The 20,529-nt window shown below is 55.7% G+C and carries 19 protein-coding genes; 16 read left to right on the forward strand and 3 right to left on the reverse strand.

Annotated features, from left to right (window positions below):
* The first annotated feature begins 44 nt into the window (after window positions 1–44).
* Window positions 45–1,013, forward strand: coding sequence for an SOS response-associated peptidase family protein (locus tag AC0IYS_RS00145; RefSeq protein WP_471703294.1), 969 nt, complete (start codon window positions 45–47; stop codon window positions 1,011–1,013).
* A gap of 211 nt (window positions 1,014–1,224) precedes the next feature.
* On the opposite strand, the gene mnmH is transcribed toward AC0IYS_RS00145, so the two are convergent.
* A complete protein-coding gene (mnmH, locus tag AC0IYS_RS00150; RefSeq protein ID WP_471703295.1) occupies window positions 1,225–2,298 on the reverse strand; it encodes a tRNA 2-selenouridine(34) synthase MnmH in 1,074 nt (357 codons plus the stop codon).
* Between the two features lie 185 nt (window positions 2,299–2,483).
* Here mnmH and AC0IYS_RS00155 point away from each other — a divergent pair, with 185 nt between their 5' ends.
* From AC0IYS_RS00155 to AC0IYS_RS00225, 15 genes are all read left to right on the forward strand, one after another.
* Entirely contained in the window at window positions 2,484–2,813 is a 330-nt protein-coding gene (locus AC0IYS_RS00155; protein ID WP_471703296.1) for a hypothetical protein, read from the forward strand.
* Window positions 2,806–3,432: a lytic transglycosylase domain-containing protein gene (locus AC0IYS_RS00160; protein ID WP_471703297.1), complete on the forward strand. Its 627-nt coding sequence runs from the start codon at window positions 2,806–2,808 to the stop codon at window positions 3,430–3,432. The genes AC0IYS_RS00155 and AC0IYS_RS00160 overlap by 8 nt, the downstream gene beginning before the upstream one ends.
* Before the next feature lie 30 nt (window positions 3,433–3,462).
* Window positions 3,463–3,741, forward strand: coding sequence for a hypothetical protein (locus AC0IYS_RS00165; RefSeq protein WP_471703298.1), 279 nt, complete (start codon window positions 3,463–3,465; stop codon window positions 3,739–3,741).
* A gap of 2 nt (window positions 3,742–3,743) precedes the next feature.
* Entirely contained in the window at window positions 3,744–4,106 is a 363-nt protein-coding gene (locus tag AC0IYS_RS00170; protein ID WP_471703299.1) for a VirB3 family type IV secretion system protein, read from the forward strand.
* Window positions 4,081–6,450, forward strand: a complete 2,370-nt coding sequence (locus AC0IYS_RS00175; RefSeq protein ID WP_471703300.1) for a VirB4 family type IV secretion/conjugal transfer ATPase — start codon at window positions 4,081–4,083, stop codon at window positions 6,448–6,450. Before AC0IYS_RS00170 ends, AC0IYS_RS00175 begins: the two co-directional genes overlap by 26 nt.
* 102 nt (window positions 6,451–6,552) lie before the next feature.
* Window positions 6,553–7,212, forward strand: a complete 660-nt coding sequence (gene virB5, locus AC0IYS_RS00180; protein ID WP_471703301.1) for a P-type DNA transfer protein VirB5 — start codon at window positions 6,553–6,555, stop codon at window positions 7,210–7,212.
* Window positions 7,213–7,293: 81 nt separating this feature from the next.
* Window positions 7,294–8,223, forward strand: a complete 930-nt coding sequence (locus AC0IYS_RS00185; protein ID WP_471703302.1) for a TrbL/VirB6 family protein — start codon at window positions 7,294–7,296, stop codon at window positions 8,221–8,223.
* A 141-nt stretch (window positions 8,224–8,364) separates the two neighbouring features.
* The gene (locus AC0IYS_RS00190; protein WP_471703303.1) at window positions 8,365–9,171 is read left to right on the forward strand and encodes a VirB8/TrbF family protein; all 807 of its coding nucleotides are present in this window, start codon (window positions 8,365–8,367) and stop codon (window positions 9,169–9,171) included.
* Entirely contained in the window at window positions 9,168–9,998 is an 831-nt protein-coding gene (locus tag AC0IYS_RS00195) for a TrbG/VirB9 family P-type conjugative transfer protein (RefSeq protein ID WP_471703304.1), read from the forward strand. Before AC0IYS_RS00190 ends, AC0IYS_RS00195 begins: the two co-directional genes overlap by 4 nt.
* Window positions 9,995–11,284 (forward strand): TrbI/VirB10 family protein, encoded by a 1,290-nt coding sequence (locus tag AC0IYS_RS00200; protein WP_471703305.1) that lies wholly within the window; start codon window positions 9,995–9,997, stop codon window positions 11,282–11,284. Before AC0IYS_RS00195 ends, AC0IYS_RS00200 begins: the two co-directional genes overlap by 4 nt.
* Window positions 11,265–12,497, forward strand: a complete 1,233-nt coding sequence (gene virB11, locus AC0IYS_RS00205; RefSeq protein ID WP_471703306.1) for a P-type DNA transfer ATPase VirB11 — start codon at window positions 11,265–11,267, stop codon at window positions 12,495–12,497. Before AC0IYS_RS00200 ends, virB11 begins: the two co-directional genes overlap by 20 nt.
* Window positions 12,490–14,373 carry a type IV secretory system conjugative DNA transfer family protein gene (locus tag AC0IYS_RS00210; protein WP_471703307.1) on the forward strand — a complete coding sequence of 628 codons (1,884 nt, stop codon included), beginning with the start codon at window positions 12,490–12,492 and terminating at the stop codon, window positions 14,371–14,373. The genes virB11 and AC0IYS_RS00210 overlap by 8 nt, the downstream gene beginning before the upstream one ends.
* 14 nt (window positions 14,374–14,387) lie before the next feature.
* Window positions 14,388–16,043, forward strand: coding sequence for an LPD7 domain-containing protein (locus AC0IYS_RS00215; protein WP_471703308.1), 1,656 nt, complete (start codon window positions 14,388–14,390; stop codon window positions 16,041–16,043).
* A gap of 98 nt (window positions 16,044–16,141) precedes the next feature.
* Window positions 16,142–16,750 carry a TrbM/KikA/MpfK family conjugal transfer protein gene (locus tag AC0IYS_RS00220; protein WP_471703309.1) on the forward strand — a complete coding sequence of 203 codons (609 nt, stop codon included), beginning with the start codon at window positions 16,142–16,144 and terminating at the stop codon, window positions 16,748–16,750.
* Window positions 16,751–16,821: 71 nt separating this feature from the next.
* Window positions 16,822–17,010, forward strand: a complete 189-nt coding sequence (locus AC0IYS_RS00225; RefSeq protein WP_471703310.1) for a hypothetical protein — start codon at window positions 16,822–16,824, stop codon at window positions 17,008–17,010.
* Between the two features lie 236 nt (window positions 17,011–17,246).
* Here AC0IYS_RS00225 and AC0IYS_RS00230 read toward each other — a convergent pair whose 3' ends face one another.
* A complete protein-coding gene (locus AC0IYS_RS00230) occupies window positions 17,247–20,075 on the reverse strand; it encodes an LPD7 domain-containing protein (RefSeq protein WP_471703311.1) in 2,829 nt (942 codons plus the stop codon).
* Window positions 20,065–20,427, reverse strand: coding sequence for a plasmid mobilization protein (locus tag AC0IYS_RS00235; RefSeq protein ID WP_471703312.1), 363 nt, complete (start codon window positions 20,425–20,427; stop codon window positions 20,065–20,067). Before AC0IYS_RS00235 ends, AC0IYS_RS00230 begins: the two co-directional genes overlap by 11 nt.
* Between the last annotated feature and the right edge of the window lie 102 nt (window positions 20,428–20,529).

The raw sequence follows: 20,529 nt of genomic DNA on the forward strand, positions 1-20,529 counted from the left end.
CTTCTGAGAGCGCGTGATTTACAGCGCAGCAACCGGGAGGCGCGATGTGTTATTCAGCTCAGGTTTGGTCCAGTTACCGCAGCTATCAGCGAGCCTACGGCGCGCAAGTCGATTTCAAGGCTTTTTTGCAATTATTTATTCGTCGGCAAAACGGCGAGAAAATCTCAGTCCCGAAGGGGATGACAGATGCCTTCAAGCTTGCGGCCCCCGAGTGCGAGGACGAAGCAAAGTGTCAGGAGCTGGTTCGCGCATACGACACCCAGCAAATACCGCTGTTGCAAGAGCAATTATTCGCCCAGCGCCGCAGGTTGGCTGATGCTGAGCGCAGCTTGACCAGCAAGACGACAAAAAAAGCTAGCGAGGACCAGCGTATTGCAACGAAGAAGATAGCCGACTTCGTGCGAAAGCTTGACGACCTTGAACGTACGGAACCGAAGGATCGCGACGAGCGTATTTTCGCCGGTTACTATTGCCCGGTGCTAACGATGGACGCTGACGGCAAGCTGCTGGTGCGCCCTATGCGGTTCCAATGCCGCCCAGCGGGCAAACCAGCATTCTATGACACCAAGTACCCCGGCACCTACAATGCCCGTCGAGACAGCCTGAAAGGCTTCTGGAAGGGTTTGTTTGGTCATACGCATGCGGTGGTGATGGCGGGAGCCTTTTACGAGAACGTGAAGCTGCACAGGTTGGAGCGGCGCGAGCTGGCAGAGGGCGAGGCCGAACAGAACGTTATCCTCAAGTTTGTTCCCGAGGGCGGCGAGCCAATGGCTTTGGCGAGCCTTTGGTCGCATTGGACCGGCAAAGGTGAGCCCGATCTGTTGTCATTTGCTCTCATCACTGATGAGCCGCCGCTAGAGGTGTCCGACGCGGGCCATGATCGATGCCCGGTCCCGCTCAAAGCTGGGAACTTTGAAGGCTGGTTGTCAGCCCCGGCCGACGCAGCCGATGTCTACGATGCAATGCTCGAAGATAAGGAACGTCCGTACTACACGCATTTGCTCGCCGCCTAATCGCCGGCCGATTGGTGACGCCAGTGCATTCCTGGAGCCGATGGCCAGTCACCAACACCCACGACGCCAGAGCATATTGTTTGGCGACAAATACAAGGACCTGGTTCGCGTTCGCTGTCACCAAAGTCAAATGGTGACAGATGCCCGCCGCCGGCGCCGCGATTTTGTCACCAACCTACGAGGGCGATTTTTTTCGCGTCCGCGAAAATCGTCAAGGCAACAATAACGTCTTCGCTACCTTCCGCAGCGCTTCCGGCGAAACATCATGTATCTCGACAATTGGCGATTTATCGATATCTGGATAGTTGCGTAGCACCGAGCGCCGGTAAGCCGGATCGTAATGTTTGACCATCAAACGCTCGAATAGCTCAGGCATTTTCCTTTCTTTCGCCATGTTCTCCCAAGCCGCGAATTCTTCCCCGCCAATTAGCGGCCGCAAGTACAGCAGTCGCTCAAGCATGAACATTGGGTCTTCCTCGAAATGCCGGTAGTCCTCACGCCAGAGTTTGACGCGTTGGGGCATATCGGCCACAACCTGATACGTTCGTCCCTTGCGCATTGCCTCCAGCAATGCATCGGGCAGTTGAACATTGCCGATCTTTTTGCTTTCCGCTTCGAGCCATATCGTGCGTTCGGGGTCGAATGACGACAACTTTTCAAGCAGCAAACTGTCGAAATATTTTTGCGTGGGCTGCGGCGTACCGTCAGGGAGCGCACCTAGCACCGACCCTCTGTGCCGGGCAATAGCTTCAAGGTCAAGAACCTGCGCGCCTATTTCCTCAAGGGCATGCAGAAGCCTCGTTTTCCCTCCGCCTGTCGGGCCGCTCAGCACGTTGTACTGAAAGTGCAATGGCACCTCGGTAAGCTGCTCGTTTACCCAGCGGCGATAACCCTTCCACCCGCCTTTAAGCTTTTCGACCTTGTAGCCAATGGTGTCGAGTGCGTCGGCCCATAGCTTGCTGCGTTTCCCGCCCCGGAAGCAGTACACCAGAATTCGCGCATCGTCCGGGTAGCCGGATATCACTTGCTGGACGTGTCGGGCGATGTTGACGAGCGAGTATTTCACGCCGATCCGGTACGCGCCCATCTTATCCGTGCGGTGCAACGTTCCGACCTCCGCATATTCCTCGTTATTCACGACTGGCAGATTCACAGCGCCGGGAATGTGGTCTTCCGCGAATTCGCGCTCCGACCGGGCGTCGATCACCAGATCGTAAGCCTTTCTCATCATCAACTCTTGCATGGTGGCACTTTTCCCATTGTTGCAATTAAAAAAACCTTCCATGGTACATCGACCTCAGCCGATCCACCTAATATTTTGCCCCATTTGGGATTGCATAGGTGGCAATCAACAATACGGCACTAGCACGAAACGAGCGGAAAAAATACAAAACCTACTTTTTTCAAACAAATTCGCGTTTTGTCTGTTTTTTCGTATAAACTAAATCAAATTCACGAATTGCTAAGAATATGAACGATCTGCCGAAGCAGCAATGCCGGATGACACGGTTGACCAAGCAATACCTTGCCGTCCTAGCTACCGCCATGACTGGCGGTTATGTCGTGACGGTGCATGAAGCGGGAGCGGGCGTGTGGGCTGTGGCGGTGAAGTTCGAAGGGCAGGATTCTCAGCAGATCGCTACATCACGCGGCGAGTTGAAGGTATGGCGGAACCTGATAGGGGCGATCACTTTCGTGCAAGACAACTGCGCGGCAGCGAGTGACGTGTACATCGAAGTAGGCGGTTGGCGGCTTTGCCGGGTGCCGGTCGCAGAGCTGGTGAGGGGGTGTAATGGCTGACTTCATGCCGCCGAACGACTGTATGCGCTACGCCGCTGCACCCCTTGAGCGCGCGCAGGTGGCTGTCGAGTCGTCCTTCAACCCATACGCCATAGGCGTCGTTGGCGGCCGACTTGTACGCCAACCCCGCAATAAAAGTGAGGCCGTGGCGACCGCGCTGAACCTCAAAGCGCTTGGCTACAACTACAGCATGGGTTGCCGCCAAGTCAATCAGGCCAACCTCGCCAAGTACGGTCTGACACATGAAACCGTTTTTGACCCGAAGAAGAACGCACTCGTAGGGTCATCGATTTTTGACGAGTGCAACAACCGGGCCGTCGCCAAGCTGGGTGAAGGCATTTTAGCAACCAAGGCCGCGCTGTCCTGCTACTACAGCGGCAATTTCAGTACCGGCCAAAAAAGGGAGGGAAACAAACCTAGTTACGTTGAAAAGGTCTTTGCACACCTCGAACCGGACGGATTCAAGGCTGTAGTTCAGCCGGTTCCCGTAGCCGCGAAGACTGCGCGGAAAGCGCCACCGCAAGGAGATCCAGTCGCAAAACAGTCTGATGAAGTATCGAATCCCGTAGCAAACGAAGGGCCGCGACCCGCGACCTGGGATGTGTTCCAAGAGTTTTAAAAACCAACCATTCTACTTAAAGGTATTCCCATGAAAAAGCTTAAATTCGCAATCGCTCTGGCCGCCATCACCGTTTCGACCTACGCCAGCGCCGCTGGTTTGTCTGCCGGTGATACAGCCATTGACGACTTCAAAATCTGGTTCTTCGTCGTTCTCGGAATTTTGGCGGCCGTGTACCTGGGCGCGAAGGGCGCGCAGCTCGCCACCGACAAAATCCAGTGGGGCGACTTCGGCCAAGCCGTCATGAAAACCGCTGTGTGCGGCGCTGGTGTCACGCTGGCCGGCTGGGCCTACGCCATCTGGGCATAAGCATGGAAAAGCCTCCTGAACAGCAAGCGGTGTACCCCTCGTTCAATGCGCTTTCACGCGTGGCGATGGTATGGGGCATTCCGCTTGTGGCTCTGATTATGGTGTCGTTGGTGAGCATAGTTTTAGCCGTCATCGCCGCTGCAATCATCGGGGTAGGGGGCATTTTCTTCGCGGTCGTCGGCGTGCCTGTTCTTTTGTTCATCAAACAGATCAGCACGAACGACGACCAAGCGTTGCGGATTGCCGTTCTCGAATTCCGGTGCCGCTTGTCGCGAAGAAACGCCAAGCTTTTTGGCAACACCTTCACCCTCTCACCTATCCGATTCGGACGGAGAAAAAATGTCTACAAGCGCCATCCTAAATAACCAGCCGTCTGTCGAAGACCGTTTGCCGAAAATCGACCGGCATGTGAAGCGCCATGTCGTCAGCTATACCGACGACAAGGCGCTTTTGGTCATCAAGCTGACCGGCATGCCTTTCGAGTCGCTGGCTGACGACGTGATCGTCAACCGCTTTGACAGCCGCAACCGCATTCTTGCCTCGATGGGGAAGGAGAAGGGGAACCGGCTCGCCATTTGGACTACGTTGAAGCGCGAAGAAGTCTCCTTCGAGAGCAAGTTTCAGTTCAAATCCGCTTTCATGCGCGAGTTCGCCAAACTGTACCTGCAACGCTTTGATCGCGGTAGCTATTACGAAAACAATTTCTATATATCCCTGCTATTGAAGCACGACGATATTGAAGAGGGCGCGTTAGAACTGGAGGAGTTGGGCGAACAGGTTATTAAGGGCCTGAGTGCCTACGATCCTGAATATCTGACCACGTATGTGTCAAACAACGTGCTGTTCTCGCACAACTTCGAATTCCTCGGTTCGCTCATAAACGGCTTCAAGGAACAGCAACCGGTGTTTTCTGACCCAGCAAGCGAGATGATCCCCAGTTCGTGGCACCACTGGGGCTTCGACCTTCACGAGATTCGCGGGCCAAATGAAACCCGGTACGCCACGAATTACGATATGAAGGGTTTTCCCGATGAGACCAAGTGGGGCATGTTCGACAAAGTACTGTCGCTGCCCGCTGAATTCACCCTTACACAGTCGTTTCAGTGCATGGGGCTGTTACAGGCACAGAAAGCCATCAGCGCGCAGATCAACAAGCTCCAGTCGGTCAAAGACAAGGCCACGCATCAGCTTGAGGAACTGCAATCTGCGCTTGGCTATTTGAGTTCCGGCGAACTTGCTTTTGGTGAATACCATTGCGTTCTGACAGTGTTCGGCCAGACCAAAAAAAAGGCGGTGGACAACGGCACGATGGTGACGTCCACACTGCTAGGCGAGTGCGGCGCGAAATTCTTGAAGGCCGCACTCTCGGCCCCCTATACATATTTTACCCATGTGCCGGGCGCGAAAAACAAGCCACGGCCAATGCTGAAGTCCACCCGCAACCTAGCTGCGGGTTTCGGCATGCACAACTACTCGACTGGCAAATCGGAGGGCAACCCCCTGGGCGATGGATCGGCCGTCATTCCATTGCAATCAATATCGTCGTCGCTATACAGCTTCAATTTCCATCACACAAAAGAAGGCGAGAACAATGTCGGTGAGAAGATCGCCGGGCACACGCTGATTTTGGGTGCTACCGGCGCCGGTAAGACAACGGTCGAAACGACCCTGATCGGCTTTATGGAGCGCTTCGACACCAAGATTTTCGCGCTGGATAAAGACGAAGGTCTGAAAATATTTATCGCCGCTCTCGGCGGCATCTATTTCTCTCTCAAAGCCGGTGAGCGTACCGGCTTGGCCCCTTTCCAACTGCCGGATACGCCGGGGAACCGCCAGTTCCTGTACGGCTTGGTTCGCACATGCGCCGAAGACCATGACGGCAAGGTCACGGACGAAGAGGGCAATCAGATCAAGGTGGCAGTCGATGCCGTCATGAGTCTTGATATCCAGCACCGCCGATTCAGCCGTTTGCTGGAGAACATCCCGACCGGTGGGGGCAACTCACTGCCGCAGCGCCTTGCCAAATGGTGCGAAGCGGCCGATGGCGAATTCGCCTGGGCGCTGGATAACGTCGCGGACAACATGGGCCTCATCAACGAACGTATGGTGGGTTTCGATGTCTCCGACTTCTTACGCGAGAATTACAAGCCTACCGAACCGGTGCTGGCATATCTCTTCCACCTCAAGAACATGATGCAGAAGAAGGGCGGTTTGCTTGCTACGGTTATCGAAGAATTCTATGTCCCGGCGTCCTACCCTAGCACGCAAAAAATGATGTTTGACGTGCTAAAGACTGGCCGGAAGCGCGATGAATTCATGGTTATGGCGTCGCAGTCGCCCGAAGACGCGATCAACTCGCCTATCTTCGCGGCGATCCGCGACCAGACGCCTACCAAGTTGCTCCTGCCAAACCCATCTGCCGAGTTCGACAGCTATCAGCGTGTGGGACTGACGCGCAAGGAATTCGACAAGCTCAAGGCGCTCGATGTCGATTCGCGCACGTTCCTCATCAAGCAGGGTAATCAAAGCTGTTTTGCCAAGCTCGACCTGTATGGGATGGACGACCAGATTTCTGTCTTGTCCAGCAATACGGAAAACATCGCCATTTTCAATGAAATCGTGTCACGGGTTGGCACCGACCCGGATGTCTGGATGCCTGAGTTCCAGATGCAGCGCAAAGGCAAAAAACAAGCCCACGCCCTCGCGTAGACGCAACAGGCGGCGGAACCAATATTTTCGCGTCCGCGAAAAATCCCTTGTCCCCGCCGCCAATCATATTTTCGCGGACGCGAAAAACAAAAGGAGTTTCACATGAAAATTTTCAAACAGGCGAGGGTGGCGGCGGTGATGTTGTTCGCAGCTTCCACCCCGTCCTTCGCAGGGATTCCCGTTTCTGTGCTGGTCGATGTGCCCGCCATTGTCAATCAAGTCCAGACGATTGCGCAGTGGACCAAGCAATACCAGCAAATGGTGTCTCAGATTCAAGGGCTACAAAATCAGTACAAGGCCATGACCGGTTTGCGCAATCTCGGGCAAATCATGAACAACCCGGCTTTGCGTAGTTACTTGCCCGAGGAATGGGCCGGTATTTACAACCAATTGCAGACCGGCTCCTATCCCAGCATCACCGGCCGGGCGAGCACCATTTATTCAAACGAGGGTTTCGACAGTACCGCGATTGGCGGCCGCAAGCGTCAGCAAGACGTAATGGTTGCCAACAAGGCGATGACGATGGAAGCGTACAAGGCGACCGAAGCACGGCTCGCCAACATCAACGCTTTGATGGTCGAAGCCAACGCGCAGCAGGACGCCAAAGGTGCCGCCGATCTGGCTAACCGCATGGCGGCAGAGCAAGCGATGATCCAGAACGAGCAGGTCCGCCTGAACCTGCTCGTGCAATTGCAAGCGGCCGAAAAGCAGCTTGCCGATCAACAACGGGCGCGGGAATTTGATACTGCGTTCGCTCAATAAAGCAGGACCGGGCGGGCTGTCTTGTCCGGCCCGCCCACAACTTCAACATGAAGATCGGAGTGGGACGCCAGTCCCAATATCATGGCCACCATTACACCTTTTACCTACGTCTACAACTATTTCGATACAGCCGTGACCGCTGTCTTGGTCAACGGAACGGCGAAAATGATTGCGCTCATTTCGCCGATTGTTTCCACGGCCTTCGGTCTGTACGTGCTGTTGATCGTGTATTCGTACATGCGCGGCAACGCCGACATCCTCGATGATATGCAGGACTGGTTTTACCGGATGATCGGATGGGCTGCGATCATCACTTACGGCTTAAACATCAGCACCTACCAACTATACGTAGCTCCCTTCGTCATCGGCCTTGGTGATGATCTGGCGTCAGTCGCTGGCCCGCCCGGATACAACGCCCCAGCGGCGCTCGATACGATGGCGAACGCCTTCATAGATGCCTTCATTTTGATGTATACGGCTGCCGATGGCATCAAGCAGAGTCTCTTCGCCCTGATGGCGATTGTCAGCGTCGCCGTGTTCGGCGGCGTATTCATGGCGATAGCGATCGCCTACATCATTCTTGCCAAGGTCGCCCTGGGAGTGCTGGTGGCGGTCGGCCCCCTGTTTATCGCCGCCGCCCTTTTCCCCGCCACGCGTGACCTGTTTAAGAACTGGACTGCGCAGGTATTGAACTACGCCTTCTTAACCATGCTGTTTTCGTTTGGCGCGCAGATCGAGATTGCGTTGATGACCACGCAGATACCGACCGGGCTGACCATTTCGTCCGTGTTCAATATTTCGCTGCTGTCGTTCGTGATGATATTCGTGTCGCTCAATTTCCCTGCTATCGCCGCAGCACTTGCGGGCGGGATCGGTATCTCCACGATGGTACGCAAGATTCCCGGCATGCCGAAGATGCCCAGTTTCAAGGGAAAGACCCCGGCAACGGGCGGCAGCATGTCCCCAAAAAATTCGCCGCAAGGCGGCTCCATGTCCCCTGAAAAAAAGTGAGTACACCATGCAAAAAATTATCGCAATCATCGCCTGTGTAGTCCTTGCTACCGGCTGCAGCAGCACGCCTCCCAAGCCGCCCCAGCCAACGGGCGACTGGACGCCAGTTAATCAACCATCGACGCAAAAGGGGCAATAACCATGCTAGCAATCTTAAAAAACTTTGGTGCCCGCAAGACGGGTAAGGACGCGTCGGCTCGCGAAGTGAAGGGCACGATGACGATGGATCAGTTGAGCGAATGGTATCTGGAGCAGGCGCTGGACTTCGAGAAATCCAAGCGCGTTGCCGAGCGTGATTCGAAAAAGATCGCATGGCGCGTGGCGACTGGCGCAATGGTGCTGGCCGGTGTCGCCATTGCTGCGGCGGGTATCAATATGTTCACGCACAAGCCAAATCCTCCGGTGGTGTGGATGTTGAAGGAAAACGTTGGCGAGATTGTGCAACTCCGGGCGCTGAGCAACGGCAAAATCGCGCTGCCCAAGGCCACAGACTTGTACTACTTGAAGCAGTACATCCACTACCGGGAGTCCTACGACTGGGAGACTATCCAAGACTTCTACGACGCTACCCTGGAGTTATCGTCGGCGGAAGAGGGCAAGCGCTACAAGGAGTATATGGACCCCGGCACCGCGAACGTCAAATCGCCGGTGAATAAATACAAAAACAATATGAGGATCATTGCGAAAGCGGGCACGATTTCATGGGTTGGCAATGTAGCGCTCGTCTCCTATGAGAAGCGGTTTATTCCGCTGAACGGTCAGGAAAAGCCCCATACCGAATATTTCCAAGCCACCATCGCTCGTGAATACCTGGATGCGCCAAAGGATGACAAGGACCGTGGCATTAACGTGCCAGGGTTCAAGGTGACCAGCTTCACCCCCGAACGTGACGTAACCAAAAACTCGGCGGTGAACAATGACGCTGCTGCTGCGGAGGTGACGCAATGAACCGACGCATCATTTCCGCGCTAGCGATAGCGCTGGCCGCTGGTCAATCGCTGGCCGCCCCCCAGGGCGATCCACGCATACGCGTGGAGGCTTATGACTTCCACCGCGTTGTGCCGATCTATACCAGTGTGGGCGAACCAACGTTGATCCAGTTCGAGGAAGACGAACGCATCGTTGACACAGACGAGGGATTGATGGGTATGGGCGACGGCAAGGCGTGGTCGGTAGGGCCAAAGGGCCGAAATATCATGCTCAAGCCTAAAAGCGTCAAGCCTGACACTAAGCTGTTGGTGGTGACGACCAAGCGTACCTACGCCTTCGAGATTATCTCGGTTCCCGCCAAGTCGGGCGCGGCGGTGACAAACATCCTGCGCTTCAAGTATCCCGATACTGAGCTGAAGGCGGCCCAAGAAGCGGCACAACGGGCAAAGATGGTCAACGAACGGCTGCAAAAGATCGAAGCGGCTGTGATCGCGGCCGGTCCCCCGCAAGCGCGCAATCGCAACTACATGAAGCAGGGCGACGAATCACTTGCGCCAAGCTCCGTTGAGGACGACGGCCGCTTTACCTACATGCGCTTCGATTCTGCGCGTCCGCTTCCCGTCGTGTTCAAGTTGCTGCCCGATGGCGAAGAGTCCATGACGAACTTCCACATGGACCCGCAGACCGCAACCGTGATCGTCCACGATGTAGCGGCTAATTTCGTTCTGCGCTACGGCGCGGCTGTCATGGCGATCCGCAATGACAGTTTCAACCCCGATGGAAAAAACAACGTGCTGGGTACTAGCGTACCTAATGCCGTCCGCATGTTAAAGGACCCGCTATGAATTCGATGACAACCGCCGCGCCTGAAGAACCAATCGACCGCGACATTCCCGATCTGACGGTCGGGAAAAAGAAAAATAACGTGACGCGCCTAATCACGGCCGGAGTGCTGCTGCTGGCGATCATTATCGCCGTGGTAGGGCTTTCGATGTTCATGAAGCAGCTCGAAAATAACAAACGTGAAGCGGTCGCTGAGAAGGCCAAGGCGCGCCCGAAAGCCGCCGCGCTGTCTTCTGCTGCCCCAGCCGACATACGCGCCGCCAAGGCGCGCATAGAGAAGCAGGAAGAGGTTGAAGCAGCCACGTCAGCACAGGCGGCGGTGACTCCGACAGCAAACGCCGCTACAGGCCATCTGGTGACGCCAGCAGACGCCATCGCCGTCGAGCCAACCGGGGCCAGGGCTTCAGCTGGGGCGGGGCAGGGAGCGGCCGGGGCTAACGCGGCTCGCGGAGGCGGAAGCTCTGCCGGTGGTGGAGCAAAGGCAGCGCCGGTCATGACGCGGGAACAGCGGCAGTTGGATGGCGAGGTGCTGGTGACAGGCGCTAGCGGCGGCGCCAACGTGTTGGGCGACGATGGCAGCCGTCGTGCTACTTCCTCAAGCGTGTCCGGCGCGGTGCGCTCGGTCGCTGCGGCTCCTGCCGACGCTGCACGCAACGGCTTGGACGACAAAGTAAAGCCATCTGCGTTATTGGCTGGTAAGGCTGGTCAGCGGCCCGATCTGACGATGTTACTTCACCGCGAAACGTCGATCCCCTGCGGAACTATCACCGCTATGACCAGCGAACATGCTGGCGCGGTGAAGTGCGTTATATCAAATGACGTCTGGTCGTCGGACGGCAAGGTCGTCCTGATCGAGCGCGGTAGCGTAGCTTTTGGCGAGCGCCGGGAAGCGATGGTGCAGGGGCAAGCGCGCATGGGCGTTGTCTGGTCTAGGATCGACACGCCGTACGGCGTGTTCGCCGATGTCAATTCCATGGCAACCGATCCGCTTGGTCGCGCTGGGATTCCTGCGGATGTAGACAATCATTTGAGTCAGCGTTTCGGTGGCGCTGTGTTGCTCAGCCTGATAGGTGACGCAGGGCAAGCGTTGTCTAACCGTGCCAAGGACGGTGGCGGGACAATCCAGTTCAGCACCACGTCCACGGCCGGTCAGGATCTGGCCTCGAAAACGCTTGAAAATACCATCAACATCCCGCCAACCGGATACGTCAATCAAGGTATCGTCAACGACATCCTAGTGTTGCGCGATATAGATTTCAGGGGGGTATATGAACTCGCCCGTAAATAATCTCAACGGCAATGCTCAATTGGCCGAAGGGTACACGCAAGGACGCGGGGAGGGCTCACAGCAGCGCGCCCCCGTTGAGCTGGCATCCGCCCGAACACATATTTTCGCGGACGCGAAAACCGCTACCCTGTCGAAACCGAAGCCTCCGGTAACACCTTCAGAACGTGCCCTTGAATCGAAGGGTGGGTATGACCGCAGCGTGACCGTCAGGGAAAAGCTCAAACAGTCAGGTTTGCAACGCTTCTTTGAGATACCAGGCGTCACCGATGTGCGGGTCAACCAGCCGGGGACCGTCATCACGGAATCGTCCGAGGGCTGGAAAGCCTATCCGGTGCCCGAATGCAATCTGCAAATTCTTCGCGAGTTGGCTAACGCCGCTTCGATCTTCAACGGCGGGACTGCGCTCGATGCGCAATCGCCCATCAAGAATGTGCGCTTGCCAGACGGTCAGCGCGGCCAGATCGTCATCCACCCTGCTTGCGAGCGCGACACTGTGGCAATGGTTTTCCGTATCGCCAACAGCGAGCGTTTCACCATCGATGACTATGTTAAAACCGGCCGACTCAACAACTTCCAGGACGTGTCCACGTTCAGGCAAGTGCCCAGCGACGTTCACTTGCAGAAATTCGAGCTTGAGCTACTAGCGGCCAAGCATGCCCGCGACATGAAGCTCTTTTTCCATCTGTGCATCAAGTACAAGCTGAACATTTGTCTTTCCGGCGGCACCGGAAGCGGCAAAACCACGTTCATGAAGGCGCTCGCGGACTTGGTGCCGGCCAATACGTGCATCATCACCATCGAGGACACGCACGAATTGGATTTGCCGCTTCACTGGAACAAAGTGCATCTGTTCTACGGCGATTTCGTCACGCCCAAGCAGCAGTTAAAAAACTGCATGCGCATGAAGCCTGACCGCATTTTTCTGACTGAGTTGCGAGGCGACGAGGCTTTCGATTACATCGCCGCGCTGAACACTGGTCATCCCGGCTCGCTGACGACTGCGCACGCCAATGATCCCCTTGGGACATTCCAGCGGATCGCAACGCTAATTAAGCAATCGGAAGTGGGGCTAAGGCTCGACTGGGACCACATTGTGCGCGATGTGACTTGCTCGCTCGATGTAGTCGCCCAGTTCGAGCACACCAAGATGACGCAGCTCTATTTCGACCCTGTTCGCAAAGCAAAAATGATGAGGGGAGATAAAGATGTCTAAAACCGGCAAGTATCTGATTTTGGCGGTGATTGGCTTGGTGTTCCTCGTGGGCCTGAGCGTGACCGGCTTGTATGTCGGCGGCCGATTGTTTGCGCATTTCCAGAAAATCCCGGCAGACACGATGACATTGATGTCGTTGCGCGATTACTGGGATGCGTACCACCATATCCCTAAAGTTAAGCGGGCGCTAATGGGCGGCATCGGCGCAGCCGTCGCGGTGCCGGTGCTGCCGCTCGGGCTGTTCATGTTCATCATGTTCAGCGGCCCGGCCGTCGCGCTTCACGGTAATCAGCGTTGGGCGAACTGGGGGGAAATTCGCCGTTCGGGACTTACCGGCAAGCCTAATAGTCCGTGGCCCGCTCTCGTATTGGCTAAGAAGGGTGGCAAGTTCCTGCTGTACTACGGTAAGGAATTTTTGAGCCTCGCCTCCGCGACCCAAGGCGGCAAGGGGGTCGGGTTCGTGATCCCCAATCTCCTTTTTTATGCCCACTCGATTATCAACCTCGATCTGAAGCTGGAGAACTGGCGCATCACTGCCGGTTTCCGCGCTTTGTGGGGACAGGCTTGCTATCTGTTCGCTCCAGGGCAACAAAACTTTGAGTCGCACCGCTTCAATCCCTTGTTCTACGTACGCGACGAATACGAGCATCGCATCAGCGACCTGCAAAATCAAGCGGTGATGTGGTTCCCGATCAAGAGCGAAAAGGATCGATTCTTCACGGGTAACGCCCAAACTCTGTTCTTGGGTTTGTGCTTGTACATGATGGAAACGCCGGATGAAGATTTCACCATGCCAAACCTGTTGCGGCTGGCGACTCCGGCCAGCGGTGAAGGATTGAGCAAGTGGATCGAATCGACCATTCGCGCACGTGAGGCCAGCGACAGTCCGCACCCTCGCCTGTCGGTTGAATGCGTCGATGCCCTGCGTGGGTACTCGACCCTCTCGGAGAAGGCGCAAGGCGACATCCTGGGTACGTTCTTGGAGCCGTTAAAAATCTTCCGCGATCCTGTTCTGTCCGCAGCCACCAGCGGCAACGACTTCGACTTACGCGAGGTACGCCGTAAAAAAATGTCTATCTACATCGGCATGACCGCCGAAGACTTGGTGCGCTATTCGGTACTGATGAATATCTTCTTCTCGCTGGCGATTAATCTCAACACCAAAACCCTGCCTGAAGACGATCCGTCACTCAAATACCAATGCCTGATGTTGATGGATGAGTTTACGGCGCTGGGGCGGATCACCATCATCCGCAAGTCCATAGCCATCATGGCGGCCTTCAATATGCGTCTCGCGCTGGTGTATCAGAACAATTCGCAGATCGCAGGGGATGAGGACGGCTACGGCAAGGAAGGGGCCGACACGCTGCTGAGCAACTGCACTACCAAGCTGCTGTACCAGCCCGACGACTTGAAAGACGCGAAGGAGTACTCGGAACTGCTGGGCTACTACACGCTCAAGAACAAGAGCCGTTCGCGTCAGCCCGGCAAAGCAGGGCAGGGCACCAACGAGTCCGATCAGAAACGGGCGTTGATGCTGCCGCAGGAACTGCGCGAGCTGGGCTTCGGCAAAGTCATCGTCCTCAAGAAAAATACCAAGCCAATTTTGGCCGACAAGGTCATCTACTACAACGATCCGGTCTTTGCAGATCGCATGAATTTGCCGACGCCGAAAGTGCCGGTCCTGCGCATCGTGAAGACCGTCCACCGTGATCGGGCTTTGACGCTCGATGAACTTGCAACGACCGAAGCTGACGACATCGTGAATAGCCAAGAAATTCTTGACGCTATCGGCGCTGCCATCGGTTTCGACTTTGCGGCATTTGAAGCAAAAGCAGCGCATGACGAAGAAAACACTATGGCGCAAGCCGCTTAATCCAAGGAGTCACTATGAACAGCATTGAGGTAACACCAATTGCCAAAGAGGTTGAGAACACCAAACCGCAGACGGTGATGCAATTGTCTACCAAGGCATCGGACGAGAAGGCGTACACGCTGAGCTACGAGGGTGCCGACTTCCAGAAGATCATGAAGGAAGCCAACAAGCTTCAAGCGAACGGCTCCGACATACTGGTCAACGAAAAGGCGAATCCCCATGTGGTCCACGCCAAATCCAACATCGACAAAAACGTCGATATCGGCCGCGTGATCCAGCCCGCCACCGCCCCGGATGGCACCTTTGTAAAGAGCCTGGGCGAGAACGTGCTACCGAGCTTCTATGACAAGCTGCCTATCGATAGCAAGGCATATGAAGCGCGCCAATCGTCCAAGATGAAGGACCAGCAAGAGCCTTCAAAACAGCCCCCCAGCGCTTCGAAGGAAGCGGAGGCCACAACCCCCGTCTCATCAGAAAAAAAAGGGGCTACGGCGACTCTAGACGCCCCAAAACCGCAATCGGCGTCCGACAAACAGGAACCGGGCACGGACGCGGCAGCGGTTGTGGATGAAAAGGGTCGCAAGATCATCCTCAGCAAGACTGATTACGCGTTACCTGAAACGGTGATCGGCAGCTACAAGGTCAAGGACGGCAAATTCATGGATAAATCCACGGATGCGCTGCGGTTTGAAGATCACGGCAAAAAGCTATCTACACCGGTTGAAGACAGGGCTGTGATTGCCGACATGATCGCCGTGGCGGCCGCCAAGAACTGGGGCACGCTGGAGTTGAAGGGCACCGACAATTTCAAGCAGATCGCTTGGCTGGAAGCCTCGGCGCGTGGCATGGAGACGAAGAACTACAAACCGAACGAGCGCGACCTGGAGCAGCTCGAACAACTGAAACGCGAACGCGGCATGACCAGCGACAAGCCAGCCATCGCTGGCGCGCCCGAAAAGACCGGCAACAGCGTCGAGGTTGTTGTTGGCCGCGAGCGAGCCACGCCGGAAGTCGCGACGGAAGCGCCAGCAAAGCCAGCGCCCAAAACTGAGAAGCCGGGGACGCCGTCCGTCACAGCGACCGATCCGGCGCACGATGTCGCGCGCGACGACCGCCAAACCGGCAAGCTGCTGGATCACGGCCCGGCCAAGTTCAACTTCAACCCCAAGGAAAACGACAATTACTTCGTCAAGCTCGAAACCGCGAGCGGCGAAAAGGTCATTTGGGGCAAGGACTTGGAACGGGCCATCAGTGACGCAGCCGTCAAGAAGGGCGACTCCGTTACCTTGACGCGCAAAGGCAGCGAGGATGTGGTTGTTGACCGGAACAAGCTCGATGATAACGGCCGGATCGTGGGCAAGGAATCCATCGACGCCTTCCGTAACAAGTGGGAAGTCAAGCCGGTTGAACTCAAGGTGGAACGGTCGATGACGAGCGACGAGAAACTGAAGGTGGACGGTATTGCCAAGGTGCTAAGCAAGCAAATTGCCAAGTACCCGGAAAGTGAACGCCAGAAGATCATTTCAAGCCTGACCGAAGGCATCAATAACGGCACTGTAAATCTTGCGCAGGTGCCTGCCCCCAAGGTGTCGGTTCGATCAGTTGAGAAGCCAGTGCCAGAACAAACGCGTGATCGGGGCGTAAAACAAGAGCAGGTTCGCAGCCGATAATTTCGCGGCCGCGAAAATCTTGGTGACACGATGGCGCGCACCTGGCGCTGCCGGCGTCACCAACATCCACTACGCACAACCTTTATGAAAGATTAACCATGAAATTGAAACGTATGGCCGCCACTCTGGCTGTCGTCACATTCTCCTTGGGCTTGCAGTCAGCCCATGCGCAGAACTTAAGCGCTATGGCTTCGCTTGCTTGCGAGGCAACCTTGTGTTTATCGACCGGCCAACCGCCGCATGAATGCACGCCGTCACTCAAAAAATATTTCAGCATCGTGTTCACAAAACCTTGGAAAACCCTACAGGCGCGCAAAAATTTCCTCAAACTTTGTCCTGACGTTCAAGAGGGCGATGCGCAGAGTAAAGCCGAACAATCGCTAACTGAGAGCGAGCGCAACGAGGCCGCACAACAACAGGCGGGCGAGGATAGCGAGGATACCCAGCAGGGCGCGCAGTCCGCTTTGCCGCCAAAGGAGCAAATTCAAGCGGCGCTTGAATCACTGACGCCGGTCTACAACACGCAAACTCAGCAAAGCGTGGCGGCTCGTCAAGTGTTGGAAAGTTGCATCGCGCAACAAGGTGCGGTCGAAGCAGGGCATTGCCAAGCCGAGAAAGCAGACTTCGACGCTAAGCGTGCGCCCGCCATCGCCTTGCGCGCTGAAATTACCCGGCTCGAAAGCATGCTCGCTAACGCGCCCCAGTAGCAAACCATTGGTGACACGATTGGCGCGCCGGCGCCGCGATCGTGTCACCAAATCATCGGAAAGGTGTTCGTATGAAAGAAGGGGACAGGATTTACTTTTTAATAGACCGCTTTACTGAAATTGCGGGCAGGGTGGTTTCGTTCAACGAAGACACCGGCGCGGTCGAGGTCAAGTCCGACGATGACGGCGACATCCTCTTGGGATTCGAGGACCAGACGCGGCCGAACGACGATGGCGACACAAACGAATTTATTAACTGAACCCATTGGAGGAACATACAGTCACAATGATGGTGACAGAATACGCGCACCTGGTCACAGGATCTGTCACCACATCAGCCCTGCTCACGCAGGGTTTTTTATTGTCCGTAAGTCGGCGTTTTCGCGGACGCGAAACTTGGTGACAGCCGACGCGCATCGATCGGCGGATCGTGTCATCACGGCTTAGGCGTTTGGTGACTGGCCAGCTCCTGCAGGAGCTGCCAGGTGTACCCAAATCACCTCTCCCGCTCTTGCTTCTTGCTCGGATCGTCCCGTACCGGTCCCCGGTCGGGCGAGGGCGCAACTGGGGATTTGACCGTACTAGCGCTTGTCGGCAACGGCGCTTGCGGTTTGTAATCTTGTCCCAGCTTGCGGTGGTAGGCTTTGTCGGCGCGTTCGGAAGCGATAACGGCTGCTCGCTGCTCCCTGATCTTCTCCAGCCCCTTGTCTTGGAACGTGACTTTCAGCCCGGCTTCGGCGGCCACCATAGCGGCGCGCTCTCTGAATTCCTTCGGACCGGACACGATCATGATGCTGCCGAACTTGGCTTCCGCCAGCCTTAAACCAGCTTCAACCGCAAATCGGTCTGTCTGCAACATCATCAGCTTGGAACCCCGATCCTCGATGATGGCGCGGCCGCCCAACGAATACACCACATCGCCGTTGATGTGGACGCGGTATTTCACATCCCGGCCCTTGTAGAAGATGCCGTTTTCCTCGCGGTGGCCTTCGGCCGCAGATATGGAGCCGCCAGCTAGCGGCTCCTGGGCTGGCTGGTGCTTCGCCATGCGCCGCAGCTCGGCCAGCGCCGGTCCGTGCCCGGTTCCGGCCAGATCACGCAAAAATTCCCTGTACTGCTCCGTGACAGGCTTGCTGAGGTGCTTGCGCTCGATGCGAATAGAGGCGTCCAGATCGCGCTCAGCGGCCACGTAAGCCATCTTGGCTACAGAGTCCTGCGCTTTGCGCTGCATCGGCGTTACAAGGCCGCTGGCGCGCTTATTGTGGGCACGTTCGTGCTTGAGTGCGTCCCGGCGCGATTTCTCGCTGGCGAACTGTTTTGTCCACAATGCGCGCTGGCCGCCGAGCCGCTTGCGCTCGTTCTGGAACTGCCGCCAAAGCGCCGACGATGGCGCCAACCGTGGCCCCCGCACTGGCTCCATTCCCTCCTGCCGTCCGTAGGAGTCGCGAAGGGTCGCAGCCGCGTCGGTCCACGACAGGCGCATTTCCCGCGTCAGGAAGTCCGACACATTCAACTTGCGGTTGCCGCAAATGATACGAGCGCTCCCATCGGGCGCTTTGATGACCTCGTATTTGTCCAGAATTAGACCGTGCGACTGGGACAGGTCCGCCAGCAATCGGTGAGCATCGAGGTAAAGCCTTATTTGCCGGAACTCTTCGATTTCGTTACTGACCTCGATCTGATCGCGTTCGCGCAGATCGCGGCCGTGCTGACTGATCCGGGAATCGGTCAGACGCCCGGTCGGCCTTACGACTCCGCCGCCGCGCTCGCTATCGCGATGCCGTCGCAGTCCGTCAATGGGACCGGTGCCGTGGTCGACCAACTGACTAGGTGCATGATCCGGCAGTAGCATTTGACTTCCTCGGGGGAAGCCAACCACATCGACGCCGGACAATGTTCGCAAACCGTCGATGGATCGGGCCGACGCGACTCGGGGATGCGAGAAAGGGTCATGGTGCCTACCTGCGGCAAACGCGAGTTGGAGTCGAATGAATTCTCGTTCTGCGCTTGTTCCTTGGGCTTGGCCTTGCTCTTGGCCTTCGCCCCGCCCGACTTCGGCGGTTTCGTGGCCGTGGGCTGGGGTGCCGGTTCCCCGTACGGCAATTCCTCGAACTGGGACATCAGGTCTTCCATCGATGGCGGGTTCTCGCCCTGGGCCGCGTTCGACGGCTCCGGGTGAGCCGGGTCCGTGATCCCGTCCGTCTCGTCCCAGTTCGGATTGCTTGAATCCGTAGGTTTGGTCGAATGGGTTTCTTCTGAATCCTTCTGACTCATGGTGAGGCTCCTTATATTTGGCATAAAACTTGTTTGCCTGATCGGATAAGATTTGATGCTTGCCTTCAGCATCAGATTCCTTGTATTGCTGATAAAGCTTTGAATTTCCGCTATTGAGATATTTAACCTCTAAAGAGCGGCGCGAGAACCATTCTTCCAAGCCATCCCGAATGATGGAACTGTCCATTCTTTCGATGCCCGAAACCTCATACTTGCGTGTTACTTCGGCGGAGAGACTGGCACGCTTATCATCCCTGCTCAATTCTATAAATTCGCGGGAAAACACGTACTCCTTGAGATTGACGCCTTTCGCATTGTCGGATGGTTTGACGTTCTGATACTCGCTGTCCTTACCGCCATTGCGCGTCCTTGTATCACCAAAATCTCTAAGCAAGGCTTTGAAGCCTTCGTAACTGGTGATGTTTCGATCAATCACACGGTCTAATATTTCCTTCTTCAAGTCCCGGTTATTCCCTAAAAACTCATCGTCTTTATAACGATTAATCATGTCGGAAGCATCGGTGAATTCAATGCGACGGTTATCTTTAGGGCTGGCTAAGCCATACTTGTTGTTTACGTGTTCTTGAAAAGCATCGATAAAACGCTCGTTGTACTCAACCAACCCGAAAGGATTCAAAGCGCCACCGCTCAACATATTTGTCTTGGGAATGACAAAATGGATATGCGGCTTGCGCTCTACGGTTTCCCCAGTTTTCTGACTTACATAGCTCTTAATTTTTGGAATGTGCGCTTCAGCGTAAAAGCTATACTCATCGCGGTCAAAAGCTGCAAATGCGAATTTCTCAAAATCACGAACAATGTTTTCCATATCCGCACGTGACACGACATCCTCCTTGAACGAGAGCGTGATATGCAAGTAACGCTCTCCATCCGTTTCGAGGTCATTGATGATGTGATCTGTGAAATCTAAGTCGCCAGCCAGTATTACGCGTTCGTCCAATTCATCACGGGAGAACTCACGGCCTTGCTTGTGACCGTTCTCCAAGTATTCCTTGATGCCTTCTTTTCCGCCGCTAATTCTAATCAACATGATGGAGAGCCGATCTTAAATATTTGGCGATGGCTTCCAGATCGGCTATGGCGTTCCGGCAGAGCGGGGCGGATAGTTTCCCTGCCGCGTTCGCACCGTTAAGCACATGGGCAATCTGGTTCATATTATTGCTGGTCTTATTGAAAAGGAACTGCATGCGTTTCTTCTCAAGGCTGGCACTCTGTTTTGCAACCACTACCGTCTTGTTTGTTAGTACACAGTCACGAAGAAAATCGGAAGCCTTCATATTTGACCGGCTGATCTTATCAGCAAGAACAGCAGACTCAGCCTTACTCAAGCGAAATGAGTAAGGCTCGGTGAGAGCGTCTTTGTTTTTAGTTGGTCTTGCCATGCTTCCCCCTGGAACAGTACAACGCGTCGCGTTAATGCCCGCGCCCCTGGGCGCTCCCTGCGCCGGAGGCGCTGGGGTTTCAAAGGGGATCACCCCTTTGGC

The sequence above is a fragment of the Duganella sp. AC237 genome (genome assembly GCF_979254035.1).